This window comes from Pseudomonas sp. HLT2-19-2 (genome assembly GCF_054898005.1).
Genome location: NZ_CM142712.1, coordinates 4689541 through 4705676, shown reverse-complemented (window position 1 = coordinate 4705676; position 16136 = coordinate 4689541). Strand labels below are relative to the sequence as shown.

The 16136-nt window shown below is 57.3% G+C and carries 18 protein-coding genes and 1 tRNA gene; 15 read left to right on the top strand and 4 right to left on the bottom strand.

Going from position 1 to position 16136, the window contains the following annotated elements; translation table 11 throughout:
* Nucleotides 1–23: 23 nt before the first annotated feature.
* Together ACYZTU_RS21900 and ACYZTU_RS21895 are read left to right on the top strand one after the other, a co-directional pair.
* A complete protein-coding gene (locus tag ACYZTU_RS21900; protein WP_007944081.1) occupies nt 24–278 on the top strand; it encodes an FAD assembly factor SdhE in 255 nt (84 codons plus the stop codon).
* Nucleotides 262–714 (top strand): protein YgfX, encoded by a 453-nt coding sequence (locus tag ACYZTU_RS21895; RefSeq protein WP_461965465.1) that lies wholly within the window; start codon nt 262–264, stop codon nt 712–714. The genes ACYZTU_RS21900 and ACYZTU_RS21895 overlap by 17 nt, the downstream gene beginning before the upstream one ends.
* On the opposite strand, the gene nadB is transcribed toward ACYZTU_RS21895, so the two are convergent.
* Nucleotides 683–2299, bottom strand: coding sequence for an L-aspartate oxidase (gene nadB / locus ACYZTU_RS21890; RefSeq protein ID WP_461965463.1), 1617 nt, complete (start codon nt 2297–2299; stop codon nt 683–685). The two genes, ACYZTU_RS21895 and nadB, sit on opposite strands and share 32 nt — an antisense overlap.
* Nucleotides 2300–2858: 559 nt before the next feature.
* Between nadB and rpoE the strand changes: the two genes are divergently transcribed.
* From rpoE to ACYZTU_RS21870, 4 genes are all read left to right on the top strand, one after another.
* The gene (rpoE, locus tag ACYZTU_RS21885) at nt 2859–3440 is read left to right on the top strand and encodes an RNA polymerase sigma factor RpoE (RefSeq protein WP_007944079.1); all 582 of its coding nucleotides are present in this window, start codon (nt 2859–2861) and stop codon (nt 3438–3440) included.
* Nucleotides 3441–3470: 30 nt separating this feature from the next.
* On the top strand, nt 3471–4058 hold the full coding sequence (locus ACYZTU_RS21880) for a sigma-E factor negative regulatory protein (protein ID WP_449642534.1): 588 nt from the start codon (nt 3471–3473) through the stop codon (nt 4056–4058).
* Nucleotides 4059–4066: 8 nt separating this feature from the next.
* The gene (locus ACYZTU_RS21875; protein WP_461965461.1) at nt 4067–5023 is read left to right on the top strand and encodes a MucB/RseB C-terminal domain-containing protein; all 957 of its coding nucleotides are present in this window, start codon (nt 4067–4069) and stop codon (nt 5021–5023) included.
* A gap of 180 nt (nt 5024–5203) precedes the next feature.
* On the top strand, nt 5204–6631 hold the full coding sequence (locus ACYZTU_RS21870; RefSeq protein WP_461965459.1) for a DegQ family serine endoprotease: 1428 nt from the start codon (nt 5204–5206) through the stop codon (nt 6629–6631).
* Between the two features lie 66 nt (nt 6632–6697).
* On the opposite strand, the gene ACYZTU_RS21865 is transcribed toward ACYZTU_RS21870, so the two are convergent.
* Nucleotides 6698–8131, bottom strand: a complete 1434-nt coding sequence (locus ACYZTU_RS21865; protein WP_461965457.1) for a M48 family metalloprotease — start codon at nt 8129–8131, stop codon at nt 6698–6700.
* Nucleotides 8132–8229: 98 nt separating this feature from the next.
* Between ACYZTU_RS21865 and ACYZTU_RS21860 the strand changes: the two genes are divergently transcribed.
* Together ACYZTU_RS21860 and ACYZTU_RS21855 are read left to right on the top strand one after the other, a co-directional pair.
* Nucleotides 8230–8469 carry a sulfurtransferase TusA family protein gene (locus ACYZTU_RS21860; RefSeq protein ID WP_020300476.1) on the top strand — a complete coding sequence of 80 codons (240 nt, stop codon included), beginning with the start codon at nt 8230–8232 and terminating at the stop codon, nt 8467–8469.
* A gap of 32 nt (nt 8470–8501) precedes the next feature.
* The gene (locus ACYZTU_RS21855) at nt 8502–9572 is read left to right on the top strand and encodes an AI-2E family transporter (RefSeq protein WP_461965455.1); all 1071 of its coding nucleotides are present in this window, start codon (nt 8502–8504) and stop codon (nt 9570–9572) included.
* Between the two features lie 37 nt (nt 9573–9609).
* Here ACYZTU_RS21855 and ACYZTU_RS21850 read toward each other — a convergent pair whose 3' ends face one another.
* Together ACYZTU_RS21850 and ACYZTU_RS21845 are read right to left on the bottom strand one after the other, a co-directional pair.
* Nucleotides 9610–10083, bottom strand: coding sequence for a peroxiredoxin (locus ACYZTU_RS21850; RefSeq protein ID WP_461965453.1), 474 nt, complete (start codon nt 10081–10083; stop codon nt 9610–9612).
* Between the two features lie 10 nt (nt 10084–10093).
* The gene (locus ACYZTU_RS21845; protein ID WP_008034925.1) at nt 10094–10654 is read right to left on the bottom strand and encodes a glycine cleavage system transcriptional repressor; all 561 of its coding nucleotides are present in this window, start codon (nt 10652–10654) and stop codon (nt 10094–10096) included.
* Nucleotides 10655–10981: 327 nt separating this feature from the next.
* Between ACYZTU_RS21845 and dapA the strand changes: the two genes are divergently transcribed.
* From dapA to ACYZTU_RS21810, 7 genes are all read left to right on the top strand, one after another.
* The gene (dapA, locus tag ACYZTU_RS21840; protein ID WP_461965451.1) at nt 10982–11860 is read left to right on the top strand and encodes a 4-hydroxy-tetrahydrodipicolinate synthase; all 879 of its coding nucleotides are present in this window, start codon (nt 10982–10984) and stop codon (nt 11858–11860) included.
* A 17-nt stretch (nt 11861–11877) separates the two neighbouring features.
* Nucleotides 11878–12993 (top strand): outer membrane protein assembly factor BamC, encoded by a 1116-nt coding sequence (bamC, locus tag ACYZTU_RS21835; protein ID WP_461965449.1) that lies wholly within the window; start codon nt 11878–11880, stop codon nt 12991–12993.
* A gap of 4 nt (nt 12994–12997) precedes the next feature.
* Nucleotides 12998–13756, top strand: a complete 759-nt coding sequence (locus ACYZTU_RS21830; protein ID WP_461965447.1) for an MBL fold metallo-hydrolase — start codon at nt 12998–13000, stop codon at nt 13754–13756.
* Between the two features lie 28 nt (nt 13757–13784).
* Nucleotides 13785–14498: a phosphoribosylaminoimidazolesuccinocarboxamide synthase gene (purC, locus tag ACYZTU_RS21825; protein WP_092271820.1), complete on the top strand. Its 714-nt coding sequence runs from the start codon at nt 13785–13787 to the stop codon at nt 14496–14498.
* Between the two features lie 83 nt (nt 14499–14581).
* A tRNA-Ser gene (locus ACYZTU_RS21820) sits at nt 14582–14671 on the top strand.
* A gap of 191 nt (nt 14672–14862) precedes the next feature.
* A complete protein-coding gene (locus ACYZTU_RS21815) occupies nt 14863–15195 on the top strand; it encodes a hypothetical protein (RefSeq protein ID WP_449642525.1) in 333 nt (110 codons plus the stop codon).
* Nucleotides 15196–15800: 605 nt separating this feature from the next.
* Nucleotides 15801–16112 (top strand): hypothetical protein, encoded by a 312-nt coding sequence (locus ACYZTU_RS21810; RefSeq protein ID WP_461965445.1) that lies wholly within the window; start codon nt 15801–15803, stop codon nt 16110–16112.
* Nucleotides 16113–16136 lie beyond the last annotated feature (24 nt).

The window sequence follows — 16136 nt, the reverse complement described above, 5'->3', positions numbered from 1 at the left end:
GCCGCCTATTTGAGGAGCGCTCCATGGTCGAAGATGTTGAACTGAATCGCCTCTACTGGCACAGCCGCCGCGGCATGCTTGAGCTTGACGTGTTGCTGGTGCCGTTCGTAAAAGAGGTCTATCCGCACCTCAATGATGTCGACCGCGATTGCTACCGCAAGCTGCTCGAGTGCGAAGATCAGGACATGTTCGGCTGGTTCATGGAGCGCGCCGAATCGGAAGATCCGGAGCTTCAACGCATGGTTCGCATGATCCTGGATCGTGTCCAGCCCAAGTAATGCGTTCGAATGCCGCTGGCATGCCTCACGGCAGTTGCTGGCGGCGTATCTTTTGGCCCAGCTGTTCGCGCTGGGTTCGCTGTTTCTTCTCTCAATTCCAGTCTGGGCCAGTCTGCTCGGCGTTGTCCTGTGCGTGGTTCATGGCTGGTGGGCATTGCCGAGGCAGATTCTGCTGACGCACCCTCAGGCATTTCGCGGCTTGCGTCGCGATGCCGATGGCTGGCAGTTGTGGAATCAGGCTGCAGGTTGGCAACCAGTGCAGTTGCGACCGGACAGCTTGGCATTGCCATTGATTGTGGTGCTGCGTTTTCGACTGCGAGACGAGTGGCGGGTCAGATCGATCTGCGTTCCCCGCGACTCGCAGGCGGCGGATCTGCACCGACGCCTGCGGGTTCGGCTCACGTTCAGTCGGCGTAGGTGGGCGGCACCAGAATAGTGTCCAGGGCGACCGGCAACATGTTCGGGTAGTCGAGGGTGTAATGCAGACCGCGACTTTCCTTGCGCTCCATGGCTGACTGGATCATCAGCTCGGCCACTTGGGCCAGGTTACGCAATTCGATCAAATCGCGACTGACCTTGTAGTTGCTGTAGAACTCATCGATTTCGTCCAGCAAAAGCCGCACGCGATGCTGCGCCCGTTGCAAGCGCTTGTTGGTGCGCACGATGCCGACATAGTCCCACATGAATCGCCGCAGTTCGTCCCAGTTGTGCGCAATGATCACGTCCTCATCGGAGTCGGTGACCTGGCTCGCATCCCAGACGGGTAGGGCGATCGGAATCGAAACCTGCGGCAGTTGCTCAAGAATGTCCGCCGCCGCCGAGCGCGCATAAACAAAACACTCCAGTAACGAGTTGCTGGCCATGCGGTTGGCGCCGTGCAGGCCGGTGAAGCTGGTTTCGCCAATGGCATATAACCCCGGCACGTCGGTGCGACCGTGCTGATCGACCATCACGCCGCCGCAGGTGTAATGCGCCGCTGGCACCACCGGAATCGGTTGCTTGGTGATGTCGATGGAGAATTCGAGGCAGCGTTCGTACACCGTCGGGAAGTGAGTCTTGATGAACGCTTCCGGCTTGTGGCTGATGTCAAGATAAACGCAGTCAACGCCCAAACGCTTCATTTCGTGGTCGATGGCTCGGGCGACGATGTCCCGTGGCGCCAGCTCGGCGCGTGGGTCGAAGCGCTGCATGAAGCGTTCGCCGTTGGGCAGCTTAAGATGTGCGCCTTCGCCGCGCAGGGCTTCGGTGACCAGGAAGCTTTTGGCTTGCGGGTGATACAGGCAGGTGGGGTGGAACTGGTTGAACTCCAGATTCGCCACCCGGCAGCCCGAACGCCAGGCCATGGCGATGCCATCACCGCAGGCGCCGTCGGGATTGCTGGTGTAGAGGTAGACCTTTGCAGCGCCACCCGAGGCGAGGATCACAAAGCGAGCGCCGTAGGTGTCGACTTCACCGGTCCCTCGATTGAGGACGTAGGCGCCGAGGCAGCGATTACCTTCAAGGCCAAGGCGCTTTTCGGTGATCAGATCGATCGCGACTCGTTGCTCCAGCAGTTCAATGTTCGGTCGTTGCCTGGCCTTGTCGAGCAAGGTTCTGAAAATTGCCGCACCCGTGGCATCGGCGGCATGGATGATGCGCCGATGACTGTGACCGCCTTCGCGGGTCAGGTGAAACTCGAATCCGCCATCTTCGGTACCGGACTGTTCATCGCGGGTGAAGGGCACACCTTGATCGATCAACCATTGAATCGCCTCTTTACTGTGCTCGACGGTAAAGCGCACGGCGTCTTCGTGGCACAGGCCGCCGCCGGCATTGAGGGTGTCATCGACATGAGATTCAACGGTGTCGGTATCATCCAGGACGGCGGCGACGCCACCCTGGGCCCAGAAAGTCGAGCCATTGGCGAGGTCGCCCTTGCTCAGTACGGCGATGCGCAAATGATCGGGTAAGGTCAGCGCAAGGCTCAAGCCGGCAGCACCGCTGCCAATGACCAGTACATCGTGTTGAAACTGTTGGCTCATTTCAGGATTCCGCTCAAAGCGACCCGGGTCGGGGTTGGCGCAAGACACCTGGATCGGCGAGTCAAGACAGCCACACAGCCCACTAGTATATAGAGGGGGGGAGCGGCACAATAGCCGAGCCCACATGGCATTGTGAAACTACTGTGACGGAAAAGACTGGACGCTTCGTCGGATGTTTTTTTCACCGGTTCGGCGACACGGAGACTGTATCGTGGATTTAACAGTCTTTTTCTATTCACGGTTGCACAATGTCGGTCTTGCGCAGCTATAAATATTTGGAACTTTTGCCAAAGGCCCAAGATCAATAGCCCGTTGCCTGATTTAAGGGACAGTGTCGGCTTCAACGCAGGATCTGTGTTTTGATCCTTGCCGGCGAATCCGATGACAAGATTATTCGCGCAGCCGGGTTAGCCCGAGCTGCGCTTTTCGTGCGTGCCAAATCAGAGCCCGCAGGAAACTTGCTTGGAGGGGGAGAACTTTTGCGAAAAGCCCGAGTCTATGTTTGCAAGTCTGGTTGTTTAGTTATGCAAGCCTCCTCCAAGCTTATCGAGGAGTGTTCATGCTAACCCAGGAAGAGGATCAGCAGCTGGTCGAACGCGTACAGCGCGGCGACAAGCGAGCTTTCGATCTGCTAGTGCTGAAATATCAGCACAAAATTCTCGGGTTGATCGTGCGTTTCGTGCACGACACCCATGAAGCCCAGGATGTGGCGCAGGAAGCCTTTATCAAGGCGTACCGTGCACTTGGAAATTTTCGCGGAGACAGCGCGTTTTATACGTGGCTTTACCGCATCGCCATCAACACGGCGAAAAACTATCTGGTTTCACGCGGCCGCCGGCCGCCGGATAGCGATGTAAGTTCCGAGGATGCAGAGTTCTACGATGGCGATCATGGCCTCAAGGATCTCGAGTCGCCAGAGCGTGCATTGCTGCGGGATGAGATCGAAGGCACCGTCCATCGAACCATTCAGCAACTGCCAGAAGATTTGCGTACGGCGTTAACTTTACGTGAATTCGATGGTCTGAGTTACGAGGACATTGCGGCTGTCATGCAATGTCCGGTGGGTACCGTGCGCTCCCGGATTTTCCGCGCTCGGGAAGCCATCGATAAAGCCCTGCAGCCGTTGTTGCAGGAAAACTGAGACAGCGGCGACAGCCAAGAGAGGAACGCCATGAGTCGTGAAGCCCTGCAGGAATCGCTGTCCGCAGTGATGGATAACGAAGCGGACGAATTGGAATTGCGTCGGGTATTGAATGCCTTTGACGATGTTGAAACCCGTGAAACCTGGGCTCGTTATCAGATCGCTCGGGCAGTTATGCACAAGGATTTGCTGCTTCCGCGTCTGGATATCGCTGCGGCAGTCTCTGCTGCGCTGGCTGACGAAGCCGTACCGGCAAAAGCCTCCCGTGGTCCATGGCGCAGCCTGGGTCGTCTGGCGGTCGCTGCATCGGTAACCGTCGCGGTACTGGCGGGTGTTCGTCTGTATAACCAGGACGAGATCGCTGGTGTCGAATTGGCTCAGCAATCCAGCCAACCGGGTCTGGCCGTTCCTCAAGTCAAGGGTCCAGCTGTTTTGGCAGGCTACAATGAGAGTTCGGAAGCCGCTGGTCCTATGGCCAACGGCGTATTGCAAGGTCAGCCAGGCTGGCACGATCAGCGTCTGCCAGGCTACTTGCGCCAACATGCTCAGCAGGCTGCATTGAAAGGTACTGAGAGCGCTCTGCCTTACGCTCGTGCAGCAAGTCTGGAAAACCGTTAAGGAGGATCATGCGCGCCATACCTCTACTTACGCTTCTGCTTGGTGGCTGGTTTGTTGTTCCAGCCAATGCTGATGAAGCCCAGAACTGGTTGACCCGACTGGGCCAAGCCGAGCAACAGCAAAGCTTTCACGGTACATTCGTCTACGAGCGTAACGGTAGTTTTTCTACCCACAACATCTGGCACCGTGTCCAGGATGGCAAGGTCCGCGAGCGTTTACTCCAGCTCGACGGCTCGGCACAGGAAGTCGTGCGCATTGATGGGCATACTCAATGCGTCAGCGGCACCCTGATAGCAGGGCTTGGGGATTCCCCCAACTCCGCTGCTCGTGCACTCGATCCACAAAAGTTAAAGAATTGGTACGATCTTGCCGTGATTGGCAAGTCGCGTGTGGCCGGGCGTGCGGCAGTGATCGTTTCACTGAGACCTCGCGATCAACACCGATACGGTTTTGAATTGCATCTGGATAAAGAAACCGGCTTGCCTCTCAAATCATTGCTTATGAATGACAAAGGGCAATTGCTGGAGCGATTCCAGTTCACCCAACTGAATACCGCCGATGCTCCATCCGAGAGCGACTTGCAGCCGGGTCCGGATTGCAAAGCCGTCACCTTCGATAGCGATAAGGCTTCGGTGGTCAAGGCCGCTCAGGTCTGGCATTCGGACTGGTTGCCTGCAGGCTTTGAGCTGACAAGCAGCACCTCGCGCAAGGATCCAGAGACCAAAACTCAGGTTAACAGCCTGATGTATGACGATGGTCTGGCCCGTTTCTCGGTTTTTCTGGAACCGTTGAATGGCGCAACAGTCACTGACACTCGCACCCAGTTGGGACCAACCGTTGCAGTCTCCCGACGCTTGACTACCCCGCAAGGTGAGATGATGGTGACCGTGGTCGGTGAGATTCCGATTGGCACCGCTGAGCGGATTGCGCTATCCATGCGCTCCGACGCCACTGCAACCAAGTAGTGAGCGGTATCGAAATGTTTGGTGAGCATTTCAACTTGCAAATATCTTCGAATTTTTCTATAGGTCAGAGCCCCTCGGCTCTGGCCTTGTTTGTTGTTCCCGGAACAAAAATACCGGCGTATCGTTCCCGGTGTTCCTTGCTCCATATCGCTTAACCATGCTCGTCGTAACGGGAGCCGTATGTCGATACCACGCTTGAAGTCTTATCTCTCTATTTTTGCCACCGTGCTGGTGCTTGGTCAGGCGGTCGCTGTTCAAGCGGCCGAGTTGCCTGACTTCACACAGTTGGTCGAGCAGGCCTCGCCCGCGGTGGTGAACATCAGTACCACGCAGAAATTGCCGGACCGCAAAGTGTCGAGCGAGCAGATGCCTGATCTTGAAGGCTTGCCGCCGATGCTGCGCGAGTTCTTCGAGCGTGGGATGCCACAGCCGCGTACGCCTCGCGGTGATCGTCAGCGTGAAGCCCAATCCTTGGGCTCGGGCTTCATCATCTCGCCTGATGGCTACATCCTGACGAACAACCATGTAATCGCCGATGCCGACGAAATCCTCGTTCGACTCGCAGACCGCAGCGAATTGAAGGCGAAGCTGGTCGGCACCGATCCACGTTCCGACGTGGCTCTGTTGAAAATCGAAGGCAAGGATCTGCCGGTCCTGAAACTTGGCAAATCGCAAGACCTGAAAGCCGGCCAATGGGTCGTGGCTATTGGCTCTCCATTCGGTTTCGACCATACCGTGACCCAAGGTATCGTCAGTGCCATTGGTCGCAGCCTGCCGAACGAAAACTATGTGCCGTTCATCCAGACCGATGTGCCGATCAATCCAGGTAACTCTGGTGGTCCGCTGTTCAACCTGGCCGGTGAAGTGGTTGGCATCAACTCGCAAATCTACACCCGTTCCGGCGGCTTCATGGGCGTATCGTTCGCGATCCCTATCGACGTAGCCATGGACGTTTCCAATCAGCTCAAAAGTGGCGGCAAAGTCAGCCGTGGCTGGTTGGGTGTGGTAATTCAGGAAGTGAACAAGGACCTGGCCGAGTCGTTCGGTCTGGAGAAACCGGCCGGTGCGTTGGTGGCTCAGATCCAGGATGACGGCCCGGCTGCCAAGGGTGGCCTGCAAGTGGGCGACGTGATTCTGAGCATGAATGGCCAACCAATCGTCATGTCCGCCGATCTTCCGCACTTGGTGGGCGCGCTGAAGGCCGGCTCAAAAGCTGATCTGGAAGTGATACGTGAAGGCAAGCGCAAGAATGTCGAGTTGATTGTTGGCGCTATCCCGGAAGAAGGCAAAGAGCTGAACGCCCTGCCAAAATCCAGCACCGAGCGCAGCAGCAACCGCCTGGGTGTTTCCGTGGCCGAGCTGACTGATGAACAGAAGAAAACCTACGATCTCAAAGGCGGCGTCGTCATCAAGGAAGTCCAGGACGGTCCTGCTTCTCTGATTGGCCTGCAGCCAGGCGATGTAATCACTCACCTGAATAATCAGGCGATCGGTTCCACCAAGGAGTTCACGGATATCGCCAAGGCGCTGCCGAAGAACCGTTCGGTGTCGATGCGGGTTCTGCGTCAAAATCGCGCCAGCTTCATCACCTTCAAACTGGCTGAATAAACCGGTTGTTGGCTGAATAAAAAACCGCCTCGAAAGAGGCGGTTTTTTTGTGTCTGCTGAAAAGAGTCAGCCCATCATGTCCTTGATCATGCGCTCTTGCTCCATCAGCTCACGTTGCCGTGCGTCGATCCGCGACGACAGCGGGAAGTTGGTGCCGGCCTTGCGCTTGGCGAAGTCCAGTTGCTGAATGGCCTGACGGTAATCCCCGACCAGGGCGAAATACTCGGCGCGGGCCTGATGCAGGCCGATGATGTTGCCTGACAGGCCGCGAGTCTCGGCCACCATGTACCAGACGTCGGGATCGTCGGGGCGACTCTTGAGTAAACTTTCCAGCGCTTTTTCCGCTTCGGGCGCGCGGTTCTGCTTGAGCAGCAGATCAACACGCACCGAATTCAGCGGATAGTTGCCGGGATACTGAGTAAGCATTCGGTCAACCCGGGACTGGGCATCCGGCAGGCGATTGTTGGTGATGTCCAGGTCGACCTGAGCCAGGTTATAGATGATTTCGTTCGGCGACTTGGCCAGCAGCAGCTTGAGGTTTTCCCGTGCTTCATTCAGCTGGCCACCCTTGATCTGGGCGATGACCAGGCCGTAGCGCGCGACATCGTTTTTCGGGTTTTCATCAAGCTGGGCGCGGAAGCGTTTGGCGCCCAGGCCAGGGGTTTCTTCATAGATCAACTGGACCCGTGCACGAATCAGCTGATACCGGATGGTGTCTTCGATACCGCCCGGTTTTGCCTGTTCGGCGCGGTTGCGGGTGTCGGCGATCCGCGATTCGGTAACCGGGTGAGTCAGCAGAAATTCGGGTGGCTTGGCGTCAAAGCGATATTGGCGCGCCAATCGCTCGAACATGGTCGGCATCGAGCGTGGGTCGTAACCGGCTTTTTCCAGATTGAGGATGCCGATGCGGTCGGCTTCCTGTTCGTTCTGGCGAGAGAAGCGCCGCTGTTCCTGAATGGCCGCCGCCTGCGTGCCCGCAATGGCCGCGATCCCGGCATCGCCGGCACCGGCTGCGGCAATCACGATCCCGGCCAGCAGCGCGGCCATCATCGGAACCTGCATGCGTTGCTGGGCTTCGACGCCGCGGGCGAAGTGGCGTTGCGACAAGTGAGCCAATTCGTGAGCGAGTACCGAGGCGTATTCGCCCTCGGTCTGGGCATTGAGAAACAAACCGCCATTGACCCCGACAATTCCGCCTGGTGCCGCGAAGGCGTTGAGTTGCGGGCTGTTGATCAGGATGAACTCCAAGCGCCGGTCATTGACCTGGCTGGTCTCCACTAGCCGGTAGACGCTGGATTCGACGTAGTCCTTGAGCTGCGGATCGTTGAGCTGGGAAACCTGACTACGTAACAGCGCCAGCCAGGCACGGCCCAATTGGTGTTCCTGTTGCGGCGAGACGATGGCAGAACTGGCGTCGCCGAGTGACGGCAGGTCGTCGGCGAAGCCTGGTGAGGCAAGCAGGCAAGCGAGCGTCAGCAGGGTAGGGCGCAAAAAAGTCATGCACAAAGCCTTAGTCGACAAAGACCTTACTGTAGCCGGACACTACGCTTCGGACCAGATATTCTAGCCGCTCAACCAACTGATCCCGGAGTGATGCAATGACCGACGCTGTAGCCCATGACGCCGAACTCGACGCCAGCGGCCTGAATTGCCCGTTGCCTTTACTGAAGGCCAAGCTGGAACTCAATCGACTGGCCAGCGGCGCAGTGCTCAAGGTGATCGCCACCGATGCGGGCTCACAGCGCGATTTTCGCACCTTTGCCCGATTGGCCGGTCATACGCTGCTTCGTGAAGAAGATGAAGCGGGCGTTTACCGCTACTGGTTGAAAAAAGCCTGAATTCTGCTGCGTTCGTTTGTAAGGGATTACTGATGTTCAAGGTGTTACGCGACTGGATTCAGCGTTATTTCTCCGATGAAGAAGCCGTGGTGCTGGCGGTCCTGCTGTTTCTGGCGTTTACCGCCGTGCTTACGCTGGGCGGCATGCTTGCGCCAGTGCTGGCCGGGATGGTGCTGGCGTATCTGATGCAAGGGTTGGTCGTCACTCTCGAACGCCTGCGCATGCCCGGTGGGGTAGCGGTGGGGCTGGTCTTCGCATTGTTCATGGGGGTTTTGCTGGTATTCATTATTGTCGTGGTGCCGTTGCTCTGGCATCAGCTGATCACCTTGTTCAACGAGTTACCCGGCATGCTCGCCAAGTGGCAGTCGCTGTTATTACTGCTGCCCGAGCGCTATCCGCATCTGGTATCCGACGAGCAGGTGCTGCAGGCCATCGAAGTGGCGCGGGGCGAGATCGGCAAGTTCGGTCAGTGGGCGCTGACGTTCTCGCTGTCGAGTCTGCCGCTGCTGGTGAACATCATGATCTACCTGGTGCTGGTGCCAATCCTGGTGTTTTTCTTCCTCAAGGACCGGGAAATGATCGGTCAGTGGGTGCGTGGCTACTTGCCCCGTGAGCGGGCGCTGATCACCCGCGTCGCGCAGGAAATGAACCGACAGATCGCCAATTATATTCGCGGCAAGGTCATCGAAATCTTCATTTGCGGTGGCGTGACGTACATCGCTTTCGTCGCCCTGGGGCTGAACTACGCGGCGCTGCTGGCGTTGCTAGTGGGTGTGTCGGTGGTGGTGCCCTATGTCGGGGCCGTGGTGGTGACCGTGCCGGTGCTGCTGATTGCGCTGTTCCAGTGGGGCTGGAGCGATCAGTTCATTTATTTGATGGCGGTTTACGGGATCATCCAGACACTGGACGGCAACGTGTTGGTGCCGCTGTTGTTCTCGGAAGCGGTCAACCTGCATCCGGTGGCGATCATCTGCGCGGTATTGCTGTTTGGCGGGCTGTGGGGTTTTTGGGGCGTGTTCTTTGCGATTCCCCTGGCGACGCTATTCAAGGCTGTGCTTGATGCGTGGCCGCGCAATGAGCCGGTGGTGGCGCCGCTGTTGTAAACAGTCTGTGGGAGCGGGCTCCCACAGCATTCAACGATCAGGCCTTGTTCAGCGCTTGAGCAGCGGCCAACACCGCATCTACATGCCCCGGTACCTTCACACCCCGCCATTCCTGACGCAGCACACCGTCCTTGTCGATCAGGAATGTGCTGCGATCAACGCCCATATACTCTTTGCCATAAAGCTTCTTCAGCTTGATCACGTCGAACAACTGGCAAAGTGCTTCTTCCTTGTCGCTGATCAGCTCGAAGGTGAACGCTTGCTTGGCCTTAAAGTTTTCGTGGGATTTGAGGCTGTCGCGGGACACGCCGAAGACTTCAGTGTTGGCGGCTTTAAAAGCGTCCAGCTGATCGCGAAAGCCCTGACCCTGGGTGGTGCAGCCCGGTGTGCTGTCCTTCGGATAAAAGTAAATCACCACCTGCTTGCTTTTGAGGCTCGCGAGGCTGACGGTCTGCCCGCTGGTGGCGGGTGCTTCGAAGTCGGCAACCGGTTGGTCGATGGCAACGGCCATGAATGCTTCCTTACATTGGGTTTTGTGGGCGCCACGGTTCGATCAGGGCATCCAGGTTCAGCGCGTCGGCGAAATCCAGGAATTGATCGCGCAGCCAGCTGATCTGCACACCGGCCGGCAAGGTCACGGTAAACGTGGCATTGAGCATGGTGCCGCCGGTTTGCGGAGCCTGATAGGTGTCGCAGGTCAGGTTTTCCAGCTCGACGTTGTGGTCCATGAAGAACTGGCACAGCTCGTTAATGATGTCCGAGCGGTAAGCCGAGCTGACATAGGCGACGTACGGCAGGGCCTGAGGTCGATTCTCCAGCGCCGCGCTGCGCACCACGTTGACCGTAAAGGCGTGCTTCTTGGCGAGGCTCGGCAGGCTGCCTTCGAGGCGCGCCAAGGCGTCCCAGCTGCCGGAGATCTCGAGGATCAGCGCACTGCACTCGCCATGACGCGTCAGGCGAGAGGTGACCACGGCGCAGCGGTTTTCATGGCTGGCGCGGCACAGGACGTTAGTCAGCTCCATGGGGTTGGCGCCGAGGGCACTGATGACAAGGAATTGTTCGCGAACTGTGGGGGTGGACATGCAGCATTCCTAAAGCGATGAGCGGTCGATACTTCTACAGGCTTTTTACCGGGAGCGAGCCTGCGGATGCGAATTCAGAAAACCCGAGCCGCAAGGTTGCAACGTGCTCCAGTGTGGCAAGAGCGAGGGGTGGCAACGCTGGATCGGGGCTTGTGATGCCGAAAAAGGAGGCTGGAACCCGGCGTACGAGCTTATCAGTACCGATCAAAGTCTGAAGGGTAGCGAAAAGCAGCGCCAAGGGGAATGGCAGCAGCGCAGTACTTTGCTTGTACAAGCATCTTGGCGCCAGTACCATTACCGCTCTCTTTTTCCGGCAGGAGCGGTTGCATGATTGCGGGCAGTATGGTGGCACTGGTCACACCCATGGATGCACAAGGTCGTCTCGACTGGGAGAGCCTGAGCAAACTGGTGGACTTTCACCTGCAAAACGGCACCCACGCCATCGTGGCGGTCGGCACCACAGGTGAATCGGCCACCCTTGACGTGAACGAGCACATCGAAGTGATTCGTTACGTGGTGAAGCAGGTTGCAGGGCGAATTCCGGTGATCGCCGGTACCGGCGCCAACTCGACTCGCGAAGCCATCGAGCTGACCACCAATGCGAAGACCGCCGGCGCCGATGCTTGCCTGTTGGTCACGCCGTACTACAACAAGCCGACCCAGGAAGGCTTGTACCAGCACTTCAAAGCCATCGCCGAAGCCGTCGACATCCCGCAGATTCTTTACAACGTGCCGGGCCGTACAGCCTGCGACATGCTGACCGAAACCGTGATCCGCCTGTCGACCGTGAAAAACATCATCGGCATCAAGGAAGCCACCGGCGACCTGACGCGTGCCAAAGCCATCATCGACGGCGTTCGCAAAGACTTCGTGGTGCTTTCCGGTGACGACGCCACCGCAGTCGAACTGATCCTGCTCGGCGGCAAAGGCAACATCTCGGTGACCGCCAACGTTGCACCGCGCGACATGAGCGACCTGTGCAACGCTGCTCTGAAAGGTGACGCCGTGACGGCCCGCGCGATTCACGAAAAGCTGATGCCGCTCAATAAAACCCTGTTTATCGAATCCAACCCAATCCCCGTGAAATGGGCACTGCATGAAATGGGCTTGATGCCGGACGGTATCCGTCTGCCGCTCACCTGGCTTAGCGCTGCCTGTCACGAACCGCTGCGGCAGGCCATGCGCCAGTCCGGCGTCCTGGTTTAATTGAGGAAGTACTACGCATGAAGCGAATGGCCGGACTTTCCGCACTTGCCTTGATCATCTCCAGCACCAGTGGCTGCGGATGGGTTTGGGGCCCGGAAGGTTATTTCCGTGACCGTGGTAGCGATTACCTGGAAGCGCAACAAACTGCACCCATGCAATTGCCGACGGATATCAGCACTGCCAAACGTCTGGATCCGCTATTGCCGATCCCGCGTAACGTGGCCGATGATACCGCTAAGGGCGAGTACATCGTTCCTCGTCCGCAACCGTTGTCGGCAGCGGCCGACGCCAGCGCCTACTCCCTGCAAAAGACCGGTGATTCGCGTTGGATCGTCGCCCAGAACCCGCCGGCCGAAGTCTGGCCAGTGGCCGTGCAGTTCTTCCAGGACAACGGTTTCCGTCTGGACGAACAGCGCCCGCAAACCGGCGAATTCACTACCACCTGGCAGCATTCCGAGGAACTGTCCGCCGCCATGGCCAAGCGCCTGAGCGCAGCCGGTGTCGGCGCTGACAGCGAAACCCGCGTGCGGGTCCGCATCGAGCCTGGCGTGCAGCGCAACACCAGTGAAGTCTATGTGGTCAGCGCCGAGCGTCCTGCCGGTAGCACTTCCGACGTGGCCTTTACCAACCGTTCGGTCAACACGGGCCTGGACGCGGCACTGGTCGACGACATGCTCGCGAGCATGAGCCGCACCTCGGAGAAGGGCGGTTCGGTTTCCATGCTGGCTTCACGTGATTCCGATACGCCAAGCCGTGTCAGCCTGAGCGAAGACGGCAGCGGCAACCCGGTTCTGAACGTCGGCAACGATCTGGATCGTGCCTGGTCGAGCGTCGGTCGTGCGCTGGAACAGGGCGAATGGCGCGTTGAAGACATCAACCGCAGCCTGGGCCTGTACTACATCAACCTGGCCGAAAAAGCCGAGAAGAAAGACGAGAAGCCTGGTTTCTTCAGTGGCCTGTTTGGCAGCGCGCCGAGCAAGGAAGAAGTTGAATCCCGTGCCGAGCGTTATCAGGTTCGCCTGAGCAAGGTTGGCGAGAACGTCCAGGTCACCGTCGAGAAAAACATCAATACCGTGGCGCCGGCAGATGTGGCGCGCAAAGTGTTGAGCGTGATTCAGGACAACCTGGGCTGATCACATGCGTTTTGCCGTTCTCGGCAGCGGTAGCCAAGGGAACGGCACGCTGATAGCCAGCGATGACACGTATGTACTGGTGGATTGTGGTTTCTCCCTGCGGGAAACCGAAAAACGCTTGCTGCGCCTGGGTGTAAGTCCTGCGCAACTGAGCGCGATACTCGTGACCCACGAACATGCCGACCACGTGCATGGCGTGGGTTTGCTGTCTCGGCGTTACAATCTGCCTGTCTACCTCAGTCGCGGCACCCTGCGCGGGATGCGCAAACCTATTGAACCGGCTGGCTTTCTGGCCGGCGGCGAGCAACTGCAGATTGGCGCACTGAGCATCGGCGTTATTGCCGTGGCACACGATGCACAGGAGCCAACGCAATACGTATTCAGTGACGGTGAGCGGCGTTTCGGCCTGTTGACCGACCTGGGCTCGTATTGCAACAAGGTGCTGGACGGCTATCGGGACCTCGATGCGTTGATGATCGAGTCCAACCATTGCCGTGACATGCTGGCTCGCGGTCACTACCCGTACTTTCTCAAGCAGCGGGTGGGCGGTGAATTGGGACATTTGAACAACCATCAGGCGGCATTCCTGGTGTCTGAGTTGGGCTGGCAAGGCCTGCAACATCTGGTCCTGGCCCATCTGAGCAGCAAGAACAACCTGCCGCAGCTGGCCCGGCAATGTTTTGTCGACACCCTCGGGTGCGACCCGGACTGGCTGCAACTGGCCGATCAAGATTCAGGGCTCGACTGGCGACACATCGCCTAGCCCACCTACTTAGCAAGCGGAGCCCATCATGGAAAAACGTGAAGAACTCTACCGCGGCAAAGCCAAATCGGTTTTCAAGACCGACGACGCTGACCGCTTGATCCTGCTGTTTCGCAACGACACCTCGGCGTTCGACGGCAAGCGCATCGAGCAGCTCGACCGCAAAGGCATGGTGAACAACAAGTTCAACGCCTTCATCATGCAGAAACTCGAAGCAGCCGGCGTGCCGACCCAATTCGACAAACTGCTGGGCGACAACGAATGCCTGGTGAAAAAACTCGACATGATCCCGGTCGAGTGCGTCGTGCGTAACTACGCCGCCGGCAGCCTGGTCAAACGCCTGGGCGTCGAAGAAGGCATGAAGCTCAACCCTTACACCTTCGAACTGTTCCTGAAGGACGACGCCAAGGGCGACCCGTTCATCAACGAATCCCACGTCGTGGCATTCGGTTGGGGCACCGCCGAGCAACTGGTTCGCATGAAAGAACTGTCGCTAAAGGTCAACGAAGTCCTGAACAAACTGTTCGACGACGCCGGCCTGCTGCTGGTCGACTTCAAACTCGAATTCGGCGTGTTCTCCGACGGCTCCATCGTTCTGGGCGACGAGTTCAGCCCGGACGGCTGCCGTCTGTGGGACAAGGCCACCGGCAAGAAAATGGACAAAGACCGCTTCCGTCAGGGCCTCGGTGACGTCATCGAAGCCTACGAAGAAGTCGCCAATCGTTTGGGCGTACCGCTTTAATCGACGCAAGCATCTGATAGCACGGAAAAATTTCGCTTAGGGGGTTCGCTTCCGGCAAAAGTGTTGTTATGATGCGCGCCGTTGGAGAGATGCCAGAGTGGCCGAATGGGACGGATTCGAAATCCGTTGTACCTTCACCGGTACCTAGGGTTCGAATCCCTATCTCTCCGCCATTACATAGAAAAAGCCCCGTAGCTGAATAAGCTACGGGGCTTTTTTGTTTCTGGTGCCTCGTTGAGCTTTGGTTCGGCGACAAGTGGTGAGGGCTGCGGAGAGGCTCCACTGCGGAACTCAGGAAACAAAGCGCATCCACGTCATTAGCTATCATGCATACAGAGCAATTAACCGGATGACGGGGAATAGCATGAACAGATGGCGACGGCTTTGGTTGTCTGTGAAGCTGATAGCAGCCGTTGCGGCCTGCCTGGCGGTTGCAGTTCAGGCTTTTCAATACATGTTGGAAAGCCCCGATGCAGTGCGAATCCACCCGTTGAGCATTGTGGTTGTCGGGCTGATTTTTGGCTTCATCACCTTTGGGCTGCTTTCATTGAGTGAAAGGATTGTCCGGGGTTTCTTTGCTTCTCCTGATCCGGTAGTCCTCCAGCCTCAAGCAGAACTTGAAAGTAATGTGGGGCTAGCAGTTGAACAGCCGCTAACCCTGCCACCTGACGACCCAACCCAGCAGAAAAATCTGTGAGCTGACGTGTGTCAGCTTTCGAAAAGAACTGCTTGGATGGACTCACGGAGAGAATTCTGAGCTGACACAATGAAGCGAATCTTCTTACTTCATACACAGATACGTCCGGGATTGATCGGGGGTATATTCGATTTTGCAGCGGTGACCTAAGTAATGTCTTCTCGGTCGCGCATGTAACTGAACGTGACACACCATCCCATGGTTTTTCGCTTAATCGATGATTTATCCCTCAAGGAAGAGGTAGCCATGTACTACGACTGTAAAGAAGGTTTTCAGAGTTGTTTTCAGATCGGGAATGTCCCGAGGCTAGCCAATGCTTAGGGGTTTTCATCTGGATACAGGGCGGTTAGCCAAAATTTTCAAAGAGCGAATAAAGAATACCGAATGCCCATTCTGTGAGCATGATGAGTGGGAATTGCCACTCCAAACTGGTGCAACAGGTGTAGCGTTGCCTTGGGCACGTGGCAAAGAGTATTTACGATCCGGCACGCCGGCGGTGATGCTTAACTGCAAATATTGTGGATTTGTACGCCTGCATTCTCTCAATGTACTGGCAGATATAATCGTCGAACAGGGAAGCAAAGCCGGTTGCCTGGAGGACAGCGATGAGAGAGCCTTTTGTGCTGGTAAACCTTGATGAGCATTACCCCGACCGCTTCCCGAGCAACAAAAGGAGTGTTGGTGACGATAATGGTCGAAGACCACCAGATCCCCCAGGAGACAACCCATTGGAACCGCGAGTATCCAAACTTGAGACGCATATCGAATACGTCCGACGTGACCTTGGTGAGCTTCGTGTGGATTTTCGAGAGCACCGCAAAGAAACCAGAACAGACTTTCGGCTTCTGTTCAGCGCATTGATCACTGCCGCGCTGGGTTTGGCGGCCATGATGGGAAAAGGATTTGGTTGGTTGTAAGCGAATAAAAAAACGGTCAGGCGC

Bases quoted from the DNA above. Each gene is read 5' to 3' on its own strand.
- ACYZTU_RS21870 (WP_461965459.1), top strand. From the start codon at position 5,204: ATGTCGATACCACGCTTGAAGTCTTATCTCTCTATTTTTGCCACCGTG.
- ACYZTU_RS21815 (WP_449642525.1), top strand. From the start codon at position 14,863: ATGAACAGATGGCGACGGCTTTGGTTGTCTGTGAAGCTGATAGCAGCC.
- ACYZTU_RS21880 (WP_449642534.1), top strand. From the start codon at position 3,471: ATGAGTCGTGAAGCCCTGCAGGAATCGCTGTCCGCAGTGATGGATAAC.
- ACYZTU_RS21900 (WP_007944081.1), top strand. From the start codon at position 24: ATGGTCGAAGATGTTGAACTGAATCGCCTCTACTGGCACAGCCGCCGC.
- ACYZTU_RS21875 (WP_461965461.1), top strand. From the start codon at position 4,067: ATGCGCGCCATACCTCTACTTACGCTTCTGCTTGGTGGCTGGTTTGTT.
- purC (WP_092271820.1), top strand. From the start codon at position 13,785: ATGGAAAAACGTGAAGAACTCTACCGCGGCAAAGCCAAATCGGTTTTC.
- ACYZTU_RS21830 (WP_461965447.1), top strand. From the start codon at position 12,998: ATGCGTTTTGCCGTTCTCGGCAGCGGTAGCCAAGGGAACGGCACGCTG.
- rpoE (WP_007944079.1), top strand. From the start codon at position 2,859: ATGCTAACCCAGGAAGAGGATCAGCAGCTGGTCGAACGCGTACAGCGC.
- ACYZTU_RS21855 (WP_461965455.1), top strand. From the start codon at position 8,502: ATGTTCAAGGTGTTACGCGACTGGATTCAGCGTTATTTCTCCGATGAA.
- dapA (WP_461965451.1), top strand. From the start codon at position 10,982: ATGATTGCGGGCAGTATGGTGGCACTGGTCACACCCATGGATGCACAA.
- ACYZTU_RS21860 (WP_020300476.1), top strand. From the start codon at position 8,230: ATGACCGACGCTGTAGCCCATGACGCCGAACTCGACGCCAGCGGCCTG.
- nadB (WP_461965463.1), bottom strand. From the start codon at position 2,299: ATGAGCCAACAGTTTCAACACGATGTACTGGTCATTGGCAGCGGTGCT.
- ACYZTU_RS21810 (WP_461965445.1), top strand. From the start codon at position 15,801: ATGAGAGAGCCTTTTGTGCTGGTAAACCTTGATGAGCATTACCCCGAC.
- ACYZTU_RS21865 (WP_461965457.1), bottom strand. From the start codon at position 8,131: ATGACTTTTTTGCGCCCTACCCTGCTGACGCTCGCTTGCCTGCTTGCC.
- ACYZTU_RS21845 (WP_008034925.1), bottom strand. From the start codon at position 10,654: ATGTCCACCCCCACAGTTCGCGAACAATTCCTTGTCATCAGTGCCCTC.
- bamC (WP_461965449.1), top strand. From the start codon at position 11,878: ATGAAGCGAATGGCCGGACTTTCCGCACTTGCCTTGATCATCTCCAGC.
- ACYZTU_RS21850 (WP_461965453.1), bottom strand. From the start codon at position 10,083: ATGGCCGTTGCCATCGACCAACCGGTTGCCGACTTCGAAGCACCCGCC.